15 protein-coding genes and 2 pseudogenes are annotated in these 16,318 nt (G+C 64.1%); 8 read left to right on the top strand and 9 right to left on the bottom strand.

Translation table 11 applies throughout. The features are described from left to right. Positions 1 to 32: 32 nt before the first annotated feature. On the top strand, positions 33 to 599 hold the full coding sequence (xdhC, locus tag B0G75_RS22150) for a xanthine dehydrogenase accessory protein XdhC (RefSeq protein WP_106310324.1): 567 nt from the start codon (positions 33 to 35) through the stop codon (positions 597 to 599). A gap of 70 nt (positions 600 to 669) precedes the next feature. On the opposite strand, the gene B0G75_RS22145 is transcribed toward xdhC, so the two are convergent. The 3 genes from B0G75_RS22145 to B0G75_RS22135 form a co-directional block, all read right to left on the bottom strand. Then, positions 670 to 1,650: a LysR substrate-binding domain-containing protein gene (locus B0G75_RS22145; protein ID WP_106310321.1), complete on the bottom strand. Its 981-nt coding sequence runs from the start codon at positions 1,648 to 1,650 to the stop codon at positions 670 to 672. Between the two features lie 243 nt (positions 1,651 to 1,893). After that, entirely contained in the window at positions 1,894 to 2,544 is a 651-nt protein-coding gene (locus B0G75_RS22140; protein ID WP_106310804.1) for a 2-hydroxychromene-2-carboxylate isomerase, read from the bottom strand. A gap of 93 nt (positions 2,545 to 2,637) precedes the next feature. Then, a complete protein-coding gene (locus B0G75_RS22135; RefSeq protein WP_106310318.1) occupies positions 2,638 to 4,131 on the bottom strand; it encodes a TAXI family TRAP transporter solute-binding subunit in 1,494 nt (497 codons plus the stop codon). A gap of 562 nt (positions 4,132 to 4,693) precedes the next feature. On the opposite strand from B0G75_RS22135, the pseudogene B0G75_RS22130 reads away from it, so the two are divergent. Together B0G75_RS22130 and B0G75_RS22125 are read left to right on the top strand one after the other, a co-directional pair. After that, a pseudogene (locus B0G75_RS22130) lies at positions 4,694 to 5,042 on the top strand (BON domain-containing protein). A gap of 249 nt (positions 5,043 to 5,291) precedes the next feature. Beyond that, the gene (locus B0G75_RS22125; RefSeq protein ID WP_012431859.1) at positions 5,292 to 5,540 is read left to right on the top strand and encodes a hypothetical protein; all 249 of its coding nucleotides are present in this window, start codon (positions 5,292 to 5,294) and stop codon (positions 5,538 to 5,540) included. Positions 5,541 to 5,600: 60 nt separating this feature from the next. Here B0G75_RS22125 and B0G75_RS22120 read toward each other — a convergent pair whose 3' ends face one another. The 3 genes and pseudogenes from B0G75_RS22120 to B0G75_RS22105 all read right to left on the bottom strand — a co-directional run bounded on the left by B0G75_RS22120 (position 5,601) and on the right by B0G75_RS22105 (position 7,478). Next, positions 5,601 to 6,389 carry a sulfite exporter TauE/SafE family protein gene (locus tag B0G75_RS22120; RefSeq protein WP_106310315.1) on the bottom strand — a complete coding sequence of 263 codons (789 nt, stop codon included), beginning with the start codon at positions 6,387 to 6,389 and terminating at the stop codon, positions 5,601 to 5,603. A 118-nt stretch (positions 6,390 to 6,507) separates the two neighbouring features. Then, positions 6,508 to 6,684 (bottom strand): annotated as a pseudogene (locus tag B0G75_RS41415) (LysR family transcriptional regulator); the annotation flags it as partial. Between the two features lie 146 nt (positions 6,685 to 6,830). After that, positions 6,831 to 7,478: a LysE family translocator gene (locus B0G75_RS22105; protein ID WP_106310312.1), complete on the bottom strand. Its 648-nt coding sequence runs from the start codon at positions 7,476 to 7,478 to the stop codon at positions 6,831 to 6,833. A gap of 305 nt (positions 7,479 to 7,783) precedes the next feature. On the opposite strand from B0G75_RS22105, the gene B0G75_RS22100 reads away from it, so the two are divergent. The 4 genes from B0G75_RS22100 (at position 7,784) to B0G75_RS22085 (ending at position 12,683) form a co-directional block, all read left to right on the top strand. Next, complete coding sequence (locus B0G75_RS22100; RefSeq protein ID WP_106310309.1) at positions 7,784 to 8,677, top strand: LysR family transcriptional regulator; 894 nt, start codon at positions 7,784 to 7,786, stop codon at positions 8,675 to 8,677. Between the two features lie 235 nt (positions 8,678 to 8,912). Next, positions 8,913 to 9,890 (top strand): hydroxymethylglutaryl-CoA lyase, encoded by a 978-nt coding sequence (locus tag B0G75_RS22095; protein WP_106310306.1) that lies wholly within the window; start codon positions 8,913 to 8,915, stop codon positions 9,888 to 9,890. Continuing rightward, positions 9,887 to 11,125 carry a CaiB/BaiF CoA-transferase family protein gene (locus tag B0G75_RS22090; protein ID WP_106310303.1) on the top strand — a complete coding sequence of 413 codons (1,239 nt, stop codon included), beginning with the start codon at positions 9,887 to 9,889 and terminating at the stop codon, positions 11,123 to 11,125. Before B0G75_RS22095 ends, B0G75_RS22090 begins: the two co-directional genes overlap by 4 nt. A gap of 73 nt (positions 11,126 to 11,198) precedes the next feature. After that, positions 11,199 to 12,683, top strand: a complete 1,485-nt coding sequence (locus B0G75_RS22085) for an MFS transporter (protein ID WP_106310300.1) — start codon at positions 11,199 to 11,201, stop codon at positions 12,681 to 12,683. Positions 12,684 to 12,728: 45 nt separating this feature from the next. Here the strand turns inward: B0G75_RS22085 and B0G75_RS40775 are convergent, their stop codons facing one another. The 3 genes from B0G75_RS40775 to B0G75_RS22075 all read right to left on the bottom strand — a co-directional run bounded on the left by B0G75_RS40775 (position 12,729) and on the right by B0G75_RS22075 (position 15,251). Further along, positions 12,729 to 12,869: a hypothetical protein gene (locus tag B0G75_RS40775; RefSeq protein WP_166679071.1), complete on the bottom strand. Its 141-nt coding sequence runs from the start codon at positions 12,867 to 12,869 to the stop codon at positions 12,729 to 12,731. A gap of 127 nt (positions 12,870 to 12,996) precedes the next feature. Beyond that, the gene (locus B0G75_RS22080) at positions 12,997 to 13,452 is read right to left on the bottom strand and encodes a hypothetical protein (RefSeq protein WP_146142532.1); all 456 of its coding nucleotides are present in this window, start codon (positions 13,450 to 13,452) and stop codon (positions 12,997 to 12,999) included. A 257-nt stretch (positions 13,453 to 13,709) separates the two neighbouring features. After that, a complete protein-coding gene (locus tag B0G75_RS22075) occupies positions 13,710 to 15,251 on the bottom strand; it encodes a hypothetical protein (protein ID WP_258194627.1) in 1,542 nt (513 codons plus the stop codon). Between B0G75_RS22075 and B0G75_RS41410 the strand changes: the two genes are divergently transcribed. After that, positions 15,226 to 15,666, top strand: a complete 441-nt coding sequence (locus B0G75_RS41410) for a hypothetical protein (RefSeq protein WP_258194625.1) — start codon at positions 15,226 to 15,228, stop codon at positions 15,664 to 15,666. The two genes, B0G75_RS22075 and B0G75_RS41410, sit on opposite strands and share 26 nt — an antisense overlap. Positions 15,667 to 16,318: the final 652 nt, after the last annotated feature.

Here is a 16,318-nt window from a genome sequence, read left to right as displayed (position 1 = left end):
ACGTGAACAACACACTCACTGGAATGATCGCCATGAACGATTTTTCATCCGTTCAGATCGGCCGAGGCAGCGCCGTGCAGATGCCGCGTCCGGCGCCGATGCATATCGTGCTGTTCGGCGCGGGGCACGTCGGGCACGCACTGATCAAGCTGCTTGGCAGCTTGCCGTGCGTGGTCCAGTGGGTCGACGAACGCGACGAACTGTTCCCCGACGAGACGCCCGCCAACGTGCAAGTCGAAGCGACCGACACGCCGGACGCGATCGTCGATGCCGCACCGCCCGGCGCCTACTTTCTCGTGATGACGCATAACCACGCGCTCGATTTTTCGCTCGCCGCACGCATCATGCGGCGGCGCGATTTCACCTACTTCGGCATGATCGGCTCGAAGACGAAGCGGGTGAAATTCGAGCGTCGTTTGCTCGATCGTGGCGTCGATCTGGATCGGCTGGTGGAGATGACGTGTCCGATCGGCGTGGCCGGCATCGTCGATAAGGCGCCTTCGGCGATTGCCGTGGCGGTGTGCGCCGAGTTATTGCAGATTCGCACGCGGCAGGTCGTGGCGCAACGCGCAACGCAGCAGTTCTGCGCGAGCGTTTGATGTCTGAGCAATAGACCGAATCAGAACGAGACGCTCGACCGGCGCCGATCGAACGGCAAAACTCAAAACGTCAGCCCGTTGCGGCTGACGTTTCCTTTTTGGGCACCCGCTTCGCACGCCGCACCTTCTGCGCGACCAGCGTATCCGACACCTGCGACATGAGCGTACGCAGCCAGCCGACGTCGCTCGGCCGGTCCGGCTGCGGATGCCACAACTGATAGCACTTGATGCGCGGAAACGGAATCGGCACGTCGATCACCGCGAGCGGCAGCATGCCCGCGTAGTGCATCGCAAAGCGGCGCGTCGTCGTGAAGATCAGATCGGATTGCAGCAGCGTCTGCGGCACCAGCCCGAAGTAGGGCAGCGTGGCGACGATGCGGCGCTCGGCGCGCGCCCGTGCGAAGCCGATGTCGATGGCGCCGCTGCTCGCGCCGCTATACGGCGTCGGCGCGAGATGCGGCGCGGCGAGATACGCTTCGCGCGTCAACGGCATGCGCGTCAACGGATGATCGGCGCGCATCATGCACACGACGGTGTCGGAGAACAGATCGCTGCGCTCGAAACGCGGCTCGGGCTTCGGCCAATTGCCGATCACAAGATCCAGTTCGCCGGCGTCGAGCGCGGCGGAATAATCGAGCAAAGGGCTGAGCGAACCGATCTCGAGCCGCGCATGCGGCGCCGCCTCGCGAAACTGCGCGATGACCGTCGGCATGAAGAAGTCGTTCAGATAATCCGGCGCGGCCACGCGAAACGTGCGGCGCGAGCGGCCGGGATCGAAGTCGCCGTGCGGCGTCGCCACGAAGTCCACGTCGCGCAGCACGCGTTGCGCGGAAGCCAGCAGCGATTCGCCATATTCGGTCGGCACCATGCCCGACTTGCCGCGCACGAGGATCGGGTCGTTCAGCGTTTCGCGCAGTTTGCGCAGCGCAGTGCTGATGGCGGGCTGGGTCTGATTCAGACGCAATGCCGTCTGCGTGACGCTACGCTCGACCAGCAGCGTGCGCAGCACGCGCACGAGCCAGATATCGAGGGAAGCGGCGGTGTCGTCCATGGTTTAGGCAAGGCGGGGCAAACGAATCGGATCCGATGAGGCGTCTTACGGAGCCGCACGCGAGATTCTCGCAAGCGCGCAGCGCCAACGCGCAAGGCGCGAAGGTCATAACCTTAGGCCCGTTTGCCGTGTAGCGGCATAGCGGGCACGGTATGGCCGGCATCAGCAAGGCTGTTTTGCCGCGACAAAGCCACGTAAGCGCCGTGCGGCGCGCGTTTTGTCCGAGCTACGCTTACGTATCGCCTACGTTTGAATGTTCGCGAGCCCCGACGGCAGCGAACTGATCCGTTTGACTTCTCTCGATTCGAGCCAGTTCGGCGTGCGCGCGCAGTACAGCACCATGGGCAACGCGTCTTCGCCCCAGAACAATTGATCGTTCAGAAAGAAGGTCGGCACACCGTAGACGCCGAGGCCGATCGCATCCGCGGTATTGCGCTGCAATTGTTCGAGTACGGCTGGGCTTTTGATGATCTCCGGACCGTCGGGCATGCCGACGCGGTCGCACAACTCGGCAAAGGCTGCCTCGGTGGACGGATCACGTCCTTCACGCCAGATGAAACGGAATATCTCGCGCACGAACTGGACGTCGCCGTTCGCCGCGGTGGCTAGCAACAGCGGCTTCATGGAGTCGAACGGATGCGCCGGCGGCATCTTGTACGGAATGCCGAGTTGCTCCGCGCGAAACAGCGCGTGCCGGTACAGGAAAGTGCGTTTCGAGGGCACCCCGTAAGCCGGCCGCTGTCCCCAGTGACGATAGAGATCGTTCAGTACGACCGGCGTAAACACGAAGTCGAAGCCCGGCCATTTGTCGTGTTGCTCGAGCAACAGGTAGGTAAACGGCGAGACAAAGTCGTAAAACCACAGCGGTTGCCTGGCGTCGATGCCAACGGTCATAAATGTCTCCCGAATTGCCTGTTCCTCACGGCGCGTCTGCTGCACCGTCGGAATTGTAATGATCTTACGCGGTGCAGCCGCGGCTTGCACCCGTCAATATGGTTTGGCGTTGCCTTCGTCGCTGCCGTCGCGTGTTTCGCCGATTTCGGCCGCTTCGTTCGCGGCCGGCGGCGTGGGCTCCCTACGACGTTCGCCTGAATGGCTCTGCGCGCTTTCCGTTTCGTTGGCGGCGTCGTCGCGTTGGGCGTCGCGGGCCTGCGTGAGCCGCTGGCGCACGAAGCCGATGTGCTCGCGCAGCACGTAAAACTGATCCGCATAGGCGAGCGGCATCTTCAGACCGTTGACCGACTCCTCGATCGCGTCGAGCCGCTCGATCAGCGTCGCGCGCTCGGCCGGCGAATGGTCGCTGAGCGCGCTGCGTTCGATTGCGATCAGCGCGCCGTACCAGCGATAGATGCGCGATTTCACCCGCCATGCATAGAGAGACGGCACCAACCGCAAGGCCGGCACCAGCAATACGATCAGCGGCACTACGACCACTAGCAGCCGGTCGGCGAGACTCGCGAGCCAGAACGGCAGGATGCGGTAGAGGAAACCTTTGCCTGACTTGTAATAGCGGGCGGCGTCGTCGCTGATCGGGAAATCGTGCGCGCGCGGCGCGGGGAATTCGCCGGCGCGCTGCATGATGTTCGCCTTGCCGTGCACCTCGCGCGCGGCTTCGATCAACAGGTCCGATAGCGCGGGATGCAGCGAGTCGCGCGCCACCAGTTCGGCGGTCGGCGCCACCATGTGAATCGGCGCGGAAGGCAGGTTCTTGCCGAGATCGAACGCGCCCATCGGCATTTCGAGTTGCGTCAGGTAGGGAAAACGGCGCGTGTAGGCGTCGGCCTGCGAGAAATCGTAGAACTGCACGTTCGGCGTGCGGTATAGCTTGCCCATCACCGCGGGTTGCGCCGAATCGCCGGCAAGGAACGCCGCGTCGACTTTGCCGGAGACGAGTGCCTCCGCGGCGTCGTCGCCGGAGAGCGGCAGCAGTTTGGTCGCGCCGCCCGGCACGATGCCGTTGGCCTTGAGCAGCGCGAGCGCCAGTTCGCGCGTGCCGCTGCCTTCGGCGCCGACCGCGAGCCGCTCGCCCTTGAACTCGGAAAGCCGAGTGACGGTCGGCCCGTGATAGAAGATCGCCAGCGGCACATACGCCACGCTGCCGAGTGACATCAGCCCATCGGCGGCCGGGCCGGGCGCGATGCCGTCCTGCACGAAGCCGACATCCACATCCGACTTCGGGTCGGACAACCGCTTGAGATTCTGCAGCGAGCCTTCGGACGACAGCACCTTCAGCGTGATGCGATTACGAGCCAGAATCTCCTTGTACTTTTGCGCGGCATTCCAGAAGGTGCTGCCTTCGGGGCCGGCGCTGACGGTCAGCGTGCTGGGCGGCGCGGGCTGGATCAGCCGCACGGCGACCCAGATCCCCACGGCGACGATCAGCAGGATCGGCCCGAACGAGACCGCGAGATCGCGCCAGGAGATCGCGACGAAACGGGCGACGAGACGGGGAGGGCTTTTGCGGCCGGTGGCTGGCTTCATCGGATGACGTGACGGCTACGGTCGAAAGTGAACAGGGGCGGCGCACTGCGGCACGCAAGCCGCGCGGCGGTGCGGCAGCGGGCGTCGCGCCGATGGTACCTGAGATTCGCCGCCCGGCGAAACGCGTGGCGGCGGCCGGCGCCGACAAACCCGTAACAAATCGTGAGCGTGGCATGACAGTCCGCGCGCCTGACGCGATTTGCATCTTAAGCATCTCGACTATCACTAAACCCGACTAAACCCTTTGCGATTCTGGCCCGGCTAGATTAAATTGTGCATCGCTGCCGCGATCGGATGTTTGCGCGGCGCGACCCGGCACGACACACAAGAACCGGGCGCGTCGGCGGACCTCGCGGCTTGCCGGTTTTCGTACCGCACTGCATGCCCGTCATCGCGGGCGGCAACGGCAACCGGCCTCTCTCGCCTCTCGCACATCGTGTTACAGCCATAGTCGGCCGTCGCTCGCGCGCGCCTTGTCGCGTGCGCCTCGCATGGCCGCCGGAAGTCGTAACGAAGCCGCTTGTCTATGCGGTCCAATGTGAAGCAAAGGAGAAGAAAAGCTATGAAATCGGTCGGTTTTCTGAAAACGCTGGGTTCGGTTGTGGCAATGGTGGTGGCGTGCAATGTGTACGCTCAGGCAAGCGACGCAACGGCAACCGGCACGACCGCCGCGCCGGCTGCGAGCGCCAAGGCGACCAAGAAGGCGAACAGCCAGCTGGGCCGCAAGGTGCGTAGCGCGCTGGCCAAGACACAAGGTGTCGACGTGTCGAGCATCGCCGTGCGTGCTCGTGGCGGTGACGCTGACGGGTTCGGTGCCTGACCAAAGCCAGATCGACGCTGCCGGCCAGGCCGCCAAGGGCGTCGCCGGCGTGACGTCGGTGTCGAACAAGCTGACCGTTGTGCAGCAGTAAGCAGGCTGCGGCACCTGGCGCGGACGGTTCACGCCGTCATGCGCCATCGTGATGCAGACGTGCACCAAGGTTCCGGCAAAAAACCGGAGCCTTTTTTTATTTTTATTCGGCGATTATTGAAGCGGCGATGATGAGGTTCAGCCGTTTCGAACGGGACGGCGGCGCAGCCACGGTCCGTCTGTGCGCTGTGACACACTGCTGACGCATTGCAAAGCGTACTGTGATGGATAGGAAACCGGAGTCAACGCCATGGAAACCTCGCCTTTGCGCTATACCGATCTGCCTATCGGCGATCGGGCGGCTTTCGAACTGGTGTGCGCGCGGCACGGTTTCGCACCGGCGCATTTCGACATCAGCGCCTGCGCGGATCCGGGCGATGTGGCGCACGAACGTCTCGTCACCGTGCGGCGCGGCGGCTGGGCGCAGTCCTATCATGACCGTCACGGCCAATGGATCCGGCAGTTCGAGTCCGATCTGACCTGCCGGTTCTTCAAATAGCCGCTGGACGTTTGCGTCGGCGCGTTTGCGCCGGCGTGCGTAGAGATTCTTCAGGCGGTTTCAGGCCAGCACGAGGCGCACGCCAACCAGCGTGAGCGTGGCGGCGAGCAGGTTGCGCAGCAGCTTGTCCGGCGCGCGCGACGACAGATAGCTGCCGATCGCGATGCCCGGCAGCGAGCCCACCAGCAACGACAGCAGCATCGACCAGTCGACCGAGCCGAGCAGCCAATGGCCCGCGCCCGCCAGCAGGGTGAGCGGCACCGCATGCGCGATGTCCGAGCCGACAATGCGCATGGTCGGCAACAGCGGATACAGCAGCAGCAACACCGTCACGCCGATCGCGCCCGCCCCGACCGAAGTCAGCGACACCAGCACGCCGAGCACCGCGCCGGTCAGCACGGTGAGCGCGAGCGTGCGTCCCTGACTCGGCGTGCGCTGCTTGCGCGCGCCGAGCGCCGCGAGTTGCGGACGAAACACCAGCGCCACCGCCGTCACCAGCAACGCCGCGCCGAGCACGACCTGGATCAGTCGGCCGGCGCCCGGCGTGTCCATCCCAAAACGATGCAGCAGGATCAGCGTGATGGTGGCCGCCGGCACGCTGCCGGCGGCGAGGCGCAGCGTCACCTGCCAGTCGACCGAGCCCTTCAGCCCGTGCACGAGCGTGCCGGTCGCCTTGGTGGCGGCCGCGTATAGCAGGTCGGTGCCGACCGCGGTGGCCGGATGCACGTTGAACAGCAGGACCAGGATCGGCGTCATCAGCGAGCCGCCGCCGACGCCCGTCAGTCCGACCAGAAAGCCGACAAACAGGCCGGAGACGGAGTACAGCAGATCGATGTGGGGAAGTGCCATTGAGCGGACCGCTGACGGTCGGGTGAATTGGACGGGTTATAGGCGGCAAGGCCGGCGCGCCGGCCTTCGACGGTCGATGGAGAGCGGCGCCAAGGCCGCCGTCGCGCGGCGAAAGCCGCTATTGTCGCAAAACTGCCGCGTTTGCGTATGAAGCGGCATGCATACGGTCGATCAACGCCCGCACTTCAGGCCGGGTTTCGCCTTTCGCGTGCACGAAGTAGTACGTCAGCGGCGAGGCGACTTCATGGCGGCTCACGCGCACGAGACCGCTACGCTGCAGATAGGCATCGGCGAGCGCCTGGGGTTCGCGACGCTATGTGGTGGGTTGATGGCGATTGCCGGCATGGTGGTCGTGGCGCTGCGCGGGCGCTCGTGAGGCTGGGGCCGCAGTTGCAGCCGCAGCGTTAACGCAAGGCGATGTCGATGTGTTCTAACGCCCGCTCAAAGTGCCCGGCGAATTTCCACGACGCCGAACGCCGCCAGCGTGAACCCGACAATCCGGTCGATGGCCACGCGCAGTTTGCTGCCGATCGCATGGCGCGCGAGCGACACCACGGTCACGAGAAAACACCACCACGCGATCGAGCCGCAAAACACGCCGCCGACCGTGGTCAGGGCAATGCTCGATGAGAACGCGCCGCGCGGGGCGAGCGTCGTGAACAGCGCGGCGAACATGATGACCGTTTGCGGATTGGTCAACGTGAGCAGCAAGGAACTCGCGTACGCGCGCAGCGCGCCGGCGCGGCCCACTTGCGCGAGCTTGCCGTTGCCTTCGCCGTTGCCGTTCGACGCATCGGCGGGCGCTTTCTGCAGCAGCGTGCGCACACCCAGATATAACAGGAACAACCCGGCCAGCAGATGCAAGGGCCGGTCGTACGCGAGCATGAACTGCGAGATGCTGACGAGGCCGAGCGCCGCGATCAGCCCATAGGCGGCGTCGCCGGTTGCGATGCCGAAACCGATGGCAAGCCCGGCCCGCGGACCTCCGGCCAGCGTCCGGCGGATACACAGCATGCCCATCGGGCCGACCGGCGCGGCAATCGCGAGGCCGACGCCAGCAGCGGTAAGGAAAAGACTGGTGGTGGACATGGCTATCTCTGGAGGATTGTTCTGGTGTTTCTGCCGTGATGCGCGCGCTGCAAAGATGCGTGCTGCCGACAAGCCCCTCAGCATAGCCAGACCGGAAAGGCCCGGCAAGTGCGGGCGCGGTCATGAGTTCAGGTGGATCTGGCGGCTTGGGCGTCTCAGGCAGCGGTGAGCGCCTCCGGTGCCCAATCAGTCCGCACGACTCGACAGTTCAAGCAACTCCCGCGGTGGATACCCTGAGATGGCCTCAGCCGCCGTCATCGTCGGGCATAATTTTCCCACTTCGAACCTTGGGAGCACGCCAGCTCATGTGGCAGATCGATCAGGTCACCTTGCGCTTGTTCATCGCCGTCTGCGAGGAAGGCACGATCGCGCGCGCGGCCGAACGCGAGTTCATCGCGCCGTCGGCGGTCAGCAAGCGGCTCGCCGATCTCGAGGCGCTGGTCGACGTCGCGTTGCTCTCGCGCAGCCAGCGCGGCGTGCGCGCGACCGCCGCCGGCGAGGCGCTGCTGCGGCATGCGCGGCTCATCATGCGCGGCCACGAACGCCTGCAGGCCGAACTCAGCGAATACGCGGCCGGCGCGCGTGGTCACGTGCGCGTGCTGGCGAACGTGTCGTCGATGGTCGAGTTTCTGCCCGAGGCGCTCTCGGCGTTTCTGAAGGCGAACCCGCGAATTCGCGTGGACGTCGAAGAGCGCGTGAGCGCGGAAATCGTGCGAGGGTTGGAAGAGGGCGTCGCCGATCTCGGCATTTGCCGCGACGTCGTGCCGATGGGCAGTCTCGACGTTGTGCCCTATCGCTCCGATCATCTCGCGCTGATCGTGCCGCGCGATCATCCGCTCGCGGGCGAGGCGGCGATCAGCTTCGAGCAGACGCTGGCGTTCGATCACCTCGGGCTCTCGTCGAATGCGTCGGTGAACGCGCTGATGCAGCGCATCGCGGTGGAAAAGGGCCACGAACTCAACTATCGCACCTACGTGTCGACGTTCGACGCCGCCTATCGTTTCATCCAGGCCGGCCTCGCCGTGGCGATCCTGCCGCGCGAAGCGCTGCCCCGCCATGCCGCCGACGAATACGGCATCATCGCCGTGCCCCTGCGCGAAGCCTGGGCCGAACGGCGCTTCGTGATTTGCATGCGCGACCGTCAGGCGCTGACGCTCGCGGCGTCGCATCTGCTCGATCATCTGTTGAACGCGGTGTGAGGCGCGGCCTGCGAACCCAACGGCGATCCGCCCATCAAGGCCCTCTGAAAAGCCCTTAAGGGTTTCCCCTTTGCGACGGCTCACGCCCGTCCCGCCTGCCTGAGCCGCCATCGCGAGCGGCGATGGAGTGCGTCGCCAACGCAGACTTTCCCGCGCGCCGACGCGCGGGCACGCTGTCACTCAGTTGCTTCATTCCCCGCATTCTCCGCGGCATTCAAGACCGGGATACAAGACCATGAGTGACATCCAGGAGCGCGTCGTCGTGACCGAAGTCGGTATGCGAGACGGCCTGCAAAGCATCGCCCGCACGATGCCCACCGAGTTCAAACGGCGCTGGATCGACGCCGCGTATGCCGCCGGCGTGCGCCATATGGAAGTCGCCTCGTTCGTGCCGGCGAAGCTGCTGCCGCAAATGGCCGACGCCGACGAAGTCATCGCCCACGCGCTGACCTACGACGATCTGATCGTGACGGCGCTGGTGCCGAACCTGAAGGGCGCGCAACGCGCGCTCGAAGCCGGCGTGCACCGCATCGTCGCGCCGATCTCGGTGAGCACCGCGCATAGCCTCGCGAACGTGCGCAGGACGCCGGCCGAAATGATCGAGGCGTTCGCGGCAATGCGCGAGTCGATCGACGGCGCGTCGAAAGCGGGCGCGCGGCGCGTTGAACTGATCGCCGGGTTGTCGACGGTGTTCGGCTGTACGCTGCAAGGGGCGGTGCCGTACGCGGATATCGCCGCGATCGCTCGCGCCGCGGTACAAGCGGGCGCCGATGTGATCGCGCTCGGCGACACCACCGGGGAAGCGACGCCACGCCAGGCCGGCGAGATCATCGAACTGGTGCGCGACGTTGCGGGTGGCAAGCTGCGCTCGCTGCATTTCCACGACACGCGCGGTCTTGGCCTCGCCAACACGCTGGTCGCGCTGCAACACGGCATCCGCGAATTCGACGCGTCGCTTGCCGGACTCGGCGGCTGTCCGCACGCGCCGGGCGCGACCGGCAACGTCAACACCGAAGACCTCGTGTTCATGCTCGACAGCATGGGCTATGAGACCGGCATCGACCTCGGCCGTCTGCTCGCGTCGCGCGCCGTGCTCGCCGACGCTTTGCCCGGCGAACCGCTATACGGCTATCTGGCGCGCGCCGGCTTGCCGAAACAGTTCCGCGCTACCCGTCAACGCTTCGAATCCTCCGACTCGCAGGTACTGCAATGAATCCGCTTTCCTCTACTTCTTCTTCGGCGGCTCAGCCGCAGTCTGGCGCGCTGCCGCTCGCCGGCATTCGCGTGATCGAGTTGTCGCATATGGTGATGGGCCCGACCTGCGGGATGATTCTCGGCGACCTCGGCGCCGAAGTGATCAAGGTCGAACCGCCGCGCGGCGACGGCACGCGTCGTTTGCTCGGCACCGGCGCGGGCTTTTTTCGCACCTTCAATCGCAACAAGAAGAGCGTGGCGCTCGACCTCGATAGCGACGCGGGACTGGCCGCGCTGCACAAGCTGGTCGATACCGCCGATGTGTTCGTCGAGAACTTCAAGCCGGGCCGCATGGCGAGCCTCGGCCTCGATTACGCCTCGCTGCGCGAGCGCAATCCGAAGCTCATCTACGTCTCGCACAAAGGCTTCCTGAACGGTCCGTATGAACACCGTCTCGCGCTCGACGAAGTCGTGCAGATGATGGCCGGCCTCGCCTATATGACGGGACCGGTGGGCCGTCCGTTGCGCGCGGGCAGTTCGGTCAACGACATCATGGGCGGCATGTTCGGCGCGATCGGTGTGCTCGCCGCGTTGCATGAGCGGAACGCAAGCGGCCGCGGCAAGGAAGTGCAGAGCGCGCTGTTCGAGAACTGCGTGCTGCTCTCCGCGCAGCACATGCAGCAGTTCGCCGCGACCGGTGTGCCCGCCGCGCCGATGCCCGAGCGCATCAGCGCATGGGCGGTGTACGACGTGTTCACGCTCGCCAACGGCGAGCAGATGTTTATCGCCGCGACTGGCGACGGTCAGTGGCGCGCGCTGTGCGCGATTCTCGGCCGCGCGGATTTGTTGGCCGACCCGCGCCTCACTACCAACAACGACCGCGTGCAGGCCCGCGAATGGCTGCTGCGGACGCTCGGTGAAACGCTGAGCCAGTTCGAAGGCGCGGCGCTCGCGCCGCAGTTCGAGCGCGACCACATTCCGTTCGCCTCGATCACGAAACCCGAAGCGTTGTTCGACGATCCGCACCTGAACGAGAGCGGCGGTCTTGCGCGCCTCACACTCGACGACGGCAGCGAAACCGCCATGCCTCTGCTGCCGATCTCACTTGACGGCGCGCGTCTGCAACCGCGTCAACCGATCGCGAAGATCGGCGAGCACACCGCGCAAGTGCTGCGCGATCTGGGCTACGACGAAGCGCAGATCGCGGCGCTGGGCGGCGGCTCGACGCAGGTTCCGCGCGAAGCCGCGGCCTGAGCGCTGCGCTCGACGCATCGAACGCAATCAAATCAATCTCATCCGGCGCGAGACCGGACCAAGGAGACAGACGATGAAGTCGTCGAATCAAGCGGTGTATGCAACGGCGGTCGGCGATGCCGGCGCGCTCGGCGGATTACCCTCCGGCGCGGGCGCATCCGCGGACGGCCGCGCGGACGAAATCGCGCTAGACGGCGCGCGCATTTCCGCGCGGCTCGACCGCCTGCCGGCCACGCGGTCGATCTGGAAGCTGGTGATGCTGCTGAGCCTCGGGCTCTTCTTCGAACTGTACGACCTGATGTTCTCCGGCTACATCGCACCGGGACTCGTGCGCAGCGGCATTCTCACCGCGACCACGCACGGGTTGTTCGGCACGAGCGGTGTGGCGAGCTTCATTGCGGCGTTGTTCGCTGGACTGTTCATCGGCACGGCCGCGTGCGGGTTTCTCGCCGATCGTTTCGGCCGTCGCGCGATCTTCACGTGGTCGCTGCTCTGGTACACGGCGGCCAATATCATCATGGCGTTTCAGGACACGGCGCTCGGACTCAATCTCTGGCGTTTCATCGCGGGGATCGGCATTGGTGTGGAGATCGTCACGATCGGCACGTACATCTCCGAACTCGTGCCGAAGCATGTGCGCGGACGCGCGTCGGCGTGTTCGCAGGCGGTCGGCTTTTGCGCGGTGCCGATCGTCGCGTTTATGTCGTATCTGCTGGTGCCGCATCGTTACTTCGGTCTGGATGGCTGGCGTCTGGTCGTGCTAACCGGCGTGGTCGGCGCGATCGTGGTGTGGTGGATCCGTCTGCGTCTGCCGGAGAGCCCGCGCTGGCTCGCGCAGAAAGGCCGCATCGACGAAGCGGACGCGATCATGACGCGGCTCGAAGCACGCGTCGAGCGTGAGTACGGACGGCCGCTGCCGGAACCCGCGTTGCCCGAACCGGTCCGCGCACGGGCGGCGTTTCGCGATCTGCTGGTGCCGCCGTACCGCAAACGCACGCTGATGCTGATCATCTTCCACGTGTTTCAGACAATGGGGTATTACGGTTTCGCGAACTGGATTCCGACCTTGCTGATCAAACAGGGCATTACGGTGACGACGAGTCTGATGTACGCGAGCATCATCGCGATTGCGGCTCCGCTCGGGCCGTTGCTGGGCTTGCTGATTGCCGACCGCTTCGAGCGCAAGACGGTGATCATCTGCATGGCGGCAGTCAACGTGGTGTGCGGGCTGGCATTTAGCCAGGCGCGCGAGACGGTCTTGCTGGTCAGCCTGGGCGTGTGTCTCGTGCTAGCGGGAAATATTATTTCGTATAGCTATCACGCTTATCAGGCCGAGTTGTTTCCGACCAGTATCCGGGCGCGGGCCGTGGGGTTCGTTTATTCGTGGAGCCGGCTCTCGGCAATGTTCTCCGCGTTCGTGATCGCGGGATGTTTGAGCCGCTTCGGCGTGGACGGCGTGTTCGTGTTTATCTCCGGAGCGATGGCGGTAGTGATGCTGGCCATTGGGATGCTTGGACCGAAGACACGGGACGTGGCGCTGGAGGATATTTCGAAGTAATTCGTTGAGGAGAATGCCCGCCTGTACGTGGCGGGCCTGCTCGTTTTAGTGCTTCTTCTGGGTCGCTGACACGCTCGGTGCTACGCGGATCGGCGGCGCGCCGGATGGCGAAGTGGCGGGTTGGGGTTTCTTCGCCTGCTTCGGTTTCTTGACTTCGCGGTTACTGCGCATTTGACCTTTTGCCATGATGGACTCCCCAATTGGCGGTTTTTGCTCCGCATACGAGCAATACGTTAGTGTGCGCCTGTTTTAGCGCTTTATGTTGGGGTTTCTCGTTTTTAAGACGCTTGCATGGCCTGGGTCGCAGCGAAGCTTACTTCAGGCCCAGCAGCCTGGCCGGCGCGCAAGTCACGCAAGAAATCTGACCGGTTTTTTCCAGTGCGATGAAAGCAATCGCCAGCGCCACGAGAATAATCGACGCGACGGCGAATGTCTGTTTCTTGCGCGAGTGTCGCGGAGCGGCCTGCATCTCCGTTCCGGCAGCCACGGTCCGCACCGCTACTGCGGGCTCCGCATGCAGCGCGTCGACATCCTTGACGAGTTCCGACAGCACGCCCAGTTTTTTGCCCACAATCTTTCGTTTGAGATGGACGCGCTTGAGTTCGTTCTCGAGTTCGGTGAAATACGACTCCAGCGAATTCGATTCGGCTTTCAACCGTTCGAGCATCGACGAAACGTCATCTGCTGCTTCAGGTGTGGGCAGGGGAATGTTGTGGTTCCAGCTTTCAGCGATCGGAGTTCTGTAGTTCATCTGGTAGGTGTTGCTCACGTCTTACCTCGCCCGCTGGGATTGCCGGCCTGTTGACCGTTTAAAGGAGTAGCGGATTCTAGGCAGCAGGAACCTGCTTCGCTATAAGACAAATCTCAAGGTTTTGATGCGCTGCTATGACAGCATGACTCGCTTTCGACGCCGACTTTGCGGTGCCTGTTTCGAGCGGCCAAAAAATAACGTCAGCCGGCCCATGAGCCGGCTGACGTTTTTCATGTCCGCCGAGTACCCGAGTTCGGGTTCATCAAACGCGCGTCTTACATTCCGATGTATCCCACCGGCGTCGTCGCGTTGCCCTTGGCGACCGACGCATTGTTCGACACCACATACACCGGCGATTCGGTCAGGTTGAGCGTCAGCACACCGTTGCTGTAGTTTGCATTGGTCGCGTTGCCCATCATGTCGACCACCTTCACGGTGCCGCTCGTGCCCGGCGCGTCGACGTTGAGGCTGTACGCGACGCTATAGGTCGAGCTGAAGCCCGCGCTCGCGCTCCACACGTTGTTGTTGTGCGCCCACAAGGCGGTGACAACCGCGCCGTTGCCTACCTGCTGGAAAGCGTACGCGTAGACGCCGTTCGGCGTTCCGTTCACCGGACCGAGCGTGGTGGTGCCGTCGAGCGTGTGCGTCATCGCGCTGATCGCCATGGCGACCGGCTTCGGGCTGATGTTGGTCGCGCCGTACGCGCCTTGCGCATCGCTCAGGTCGAAGAAAGTGCCGTAGCCGACTTCATCCGGATAGTCCGCGCCGTAGAACACGTAGGTCTGGTCCGCGCCTTCGCCGAGCGTGATGATGTGCATGCGCGCCGCGACCGCCGCTTGTGCGTACAACACGTTTGCGCTCGGATAGTTCGGGCCGTACGACGTTCCGAGGTCGTAGCTGATGCCCGCTTCCGTCGAGAACAGATGCATGCCGGTGCGATAGTCGGTGGCCATTTCCGCGCGCAGGTTGCGCATCTGGCCGCGCAATGAACCGTCGGCGGTGGACGGATCGCTGTCGTAGCGCTCAGGCGGATGCGACGGCGAGGTGCCCGCGTCGTAGTAACCGTGCGTGGCGACCGCATCGATGTATTGGCCGAAGCCGAGCGACGCGAGGCGCTTCAGGTGCGAAGTGGTCAGGCTCGGGAAGGCATCGGCCGGGCCCATCACCATCGCGTGCGGATCGGTTGAATGAATGCCCTGGTAGGACGCCTGGTACAACGCGACGAAGTTGGCGTCGGTGTCGGTCCACATCTGGTTCGGTTCCCACGTCACCTGATAGTAGTTCGCCGATTGAGTCGGGAAGTACGCGGCGCGGATCGCGTTCGATTCCGTGCCGACACGGCTCATATAGCTCTGGTAGTACGACATGTCGGTCGGCAGCGTCGTGTCGTCCTGGAAGGCGCCGGTGCTGCTCGTCCACGCGGGAATGCCGTCGAGGCGGATCAGGCGCATCACGTTGCCGCTCTTGTAGAACGAATCGAGATTATCAGCCGACGGGTTGAACGTGTTCCGTCCGTTCGGTTCCATGGTGGAGAGCTGGCGGTCGTCGATCGTCGACGAAATGCCCAGCGCTGCGAGCAGCGGACCGTTGTCGTTCGCGCCTTGCATGCCGAAGCGATGCTGCTCCTGGCGCGCATAGGTCACGGCCGGAACGACGCCGGACAGGTTCGGCGTTACGCCGAAGCTGGCGATGCCGACCGGACGCGTGCCGGCTTGCGGCAACTGGCCGCCGTTCTTCGCGAGCGTGCCCGTCGCCGCGAAATAGCCGGCGAGCGTCGAGGTGCAATTTAACGTGATGGTTTTCGCGCCGCTCGGCACGGCGGTGCTCCCGCTCGCGGCGACGCGGCCGAGCGTGTCCGTGACGGCCCAGTTCAGCGTGTCCGCGCTCGGCGCGTTGGTGTTGAAGACGAGCTGGAAGGTGCTGCCGGACGCGAAGATGCGCGTGTTGTCGGCACTCGGCGTATCGGCGGAGATCGTTGCGCTGCCCGAGCCGCCCGACGTGGTGGGCGAGGCGCAGCTCATGGCCGCGGTGCCGCCTGCGGCGTTCAGTGCAGCGGTGCCGGTGCTGGCGTTGCCAGCCGCAGACGTGCTGGCCGAACTGTTTGAGCCGGCGGTGCCCGTTTGGGCTGCCGCGGTGCTGGCGGCGCCGTTACTGCCGCCGCCACCGCCGCATCCGGCGAGTGCGAGGGAGAGTGTCGAGAGAAGGAGTAGTCGTGATTTCATCAATCTGTAAGCAATGCGTTAGCTGATCATGGGTCGACGTCCTCGCGCAAAGCGCGTTGGGAGGTCGAGTGAACAGCGGGGTTCATTTGCAAGCCAGCCGATGACCGAGGCTTCGACACTGGCGTCCTGAGTGCGCAGCTTCGCCGCTGCGCGAGGGTGATCCCTTCCCGGGATGCCGGCCCCGAAGCGCTTCTCTGCGGAGAAACGTTCGTCATACGAAACCCACCGCTGACACGAGCGGATTTGGCGGAATCGGACGACCGGGGAAGGTATGACGAAAACGGCCGGCGTGTTGAGGAACAGCGCGATTCAGATCGCAGTACGTGAATTCATGGCTGGGCCAACGAATTTTTTACTGTCCTGCAAGCTAAAGAAGCCTGATTTGGGAAGAATCGACCGCAACGATACGCATTAGTATGCTTAAAAGAAGTAACGAGTCGTTACGTATGAACATTAATGCAGTACTAATTGCTTTGATCGCACGAAAATATCAGTCAGGCGAAACCAGCATTTTTCCGCCACGACGAGTTGGGGTCGAAAGAATTTGAAACGGATGCCTAACTATCCGGCGCGGTCAATCGACTGAGAAATGGGCGTTAGCGCTCATTGGTCAGCCGAAAAGCTCTTGGGGTTGGCGTAAAAGTGCTGAACCTTGGGTGTAA

The organism is Paraburkholderia sp. BL18I3N2, assembly GCF_003001875.1.
Classification (GTDB): domain Bacteria; phylum Pseudomonadota; class Gammaproteobacteria; order Burkholderiales; family Burkholderiaceae; genus Paraburkholderia; species Paraburkholderia phytofirmans.
Note: the sequence above shows the minus strand (reverse complement) of the source record. Positions and strands in the feature narration are given on the sequence as shown.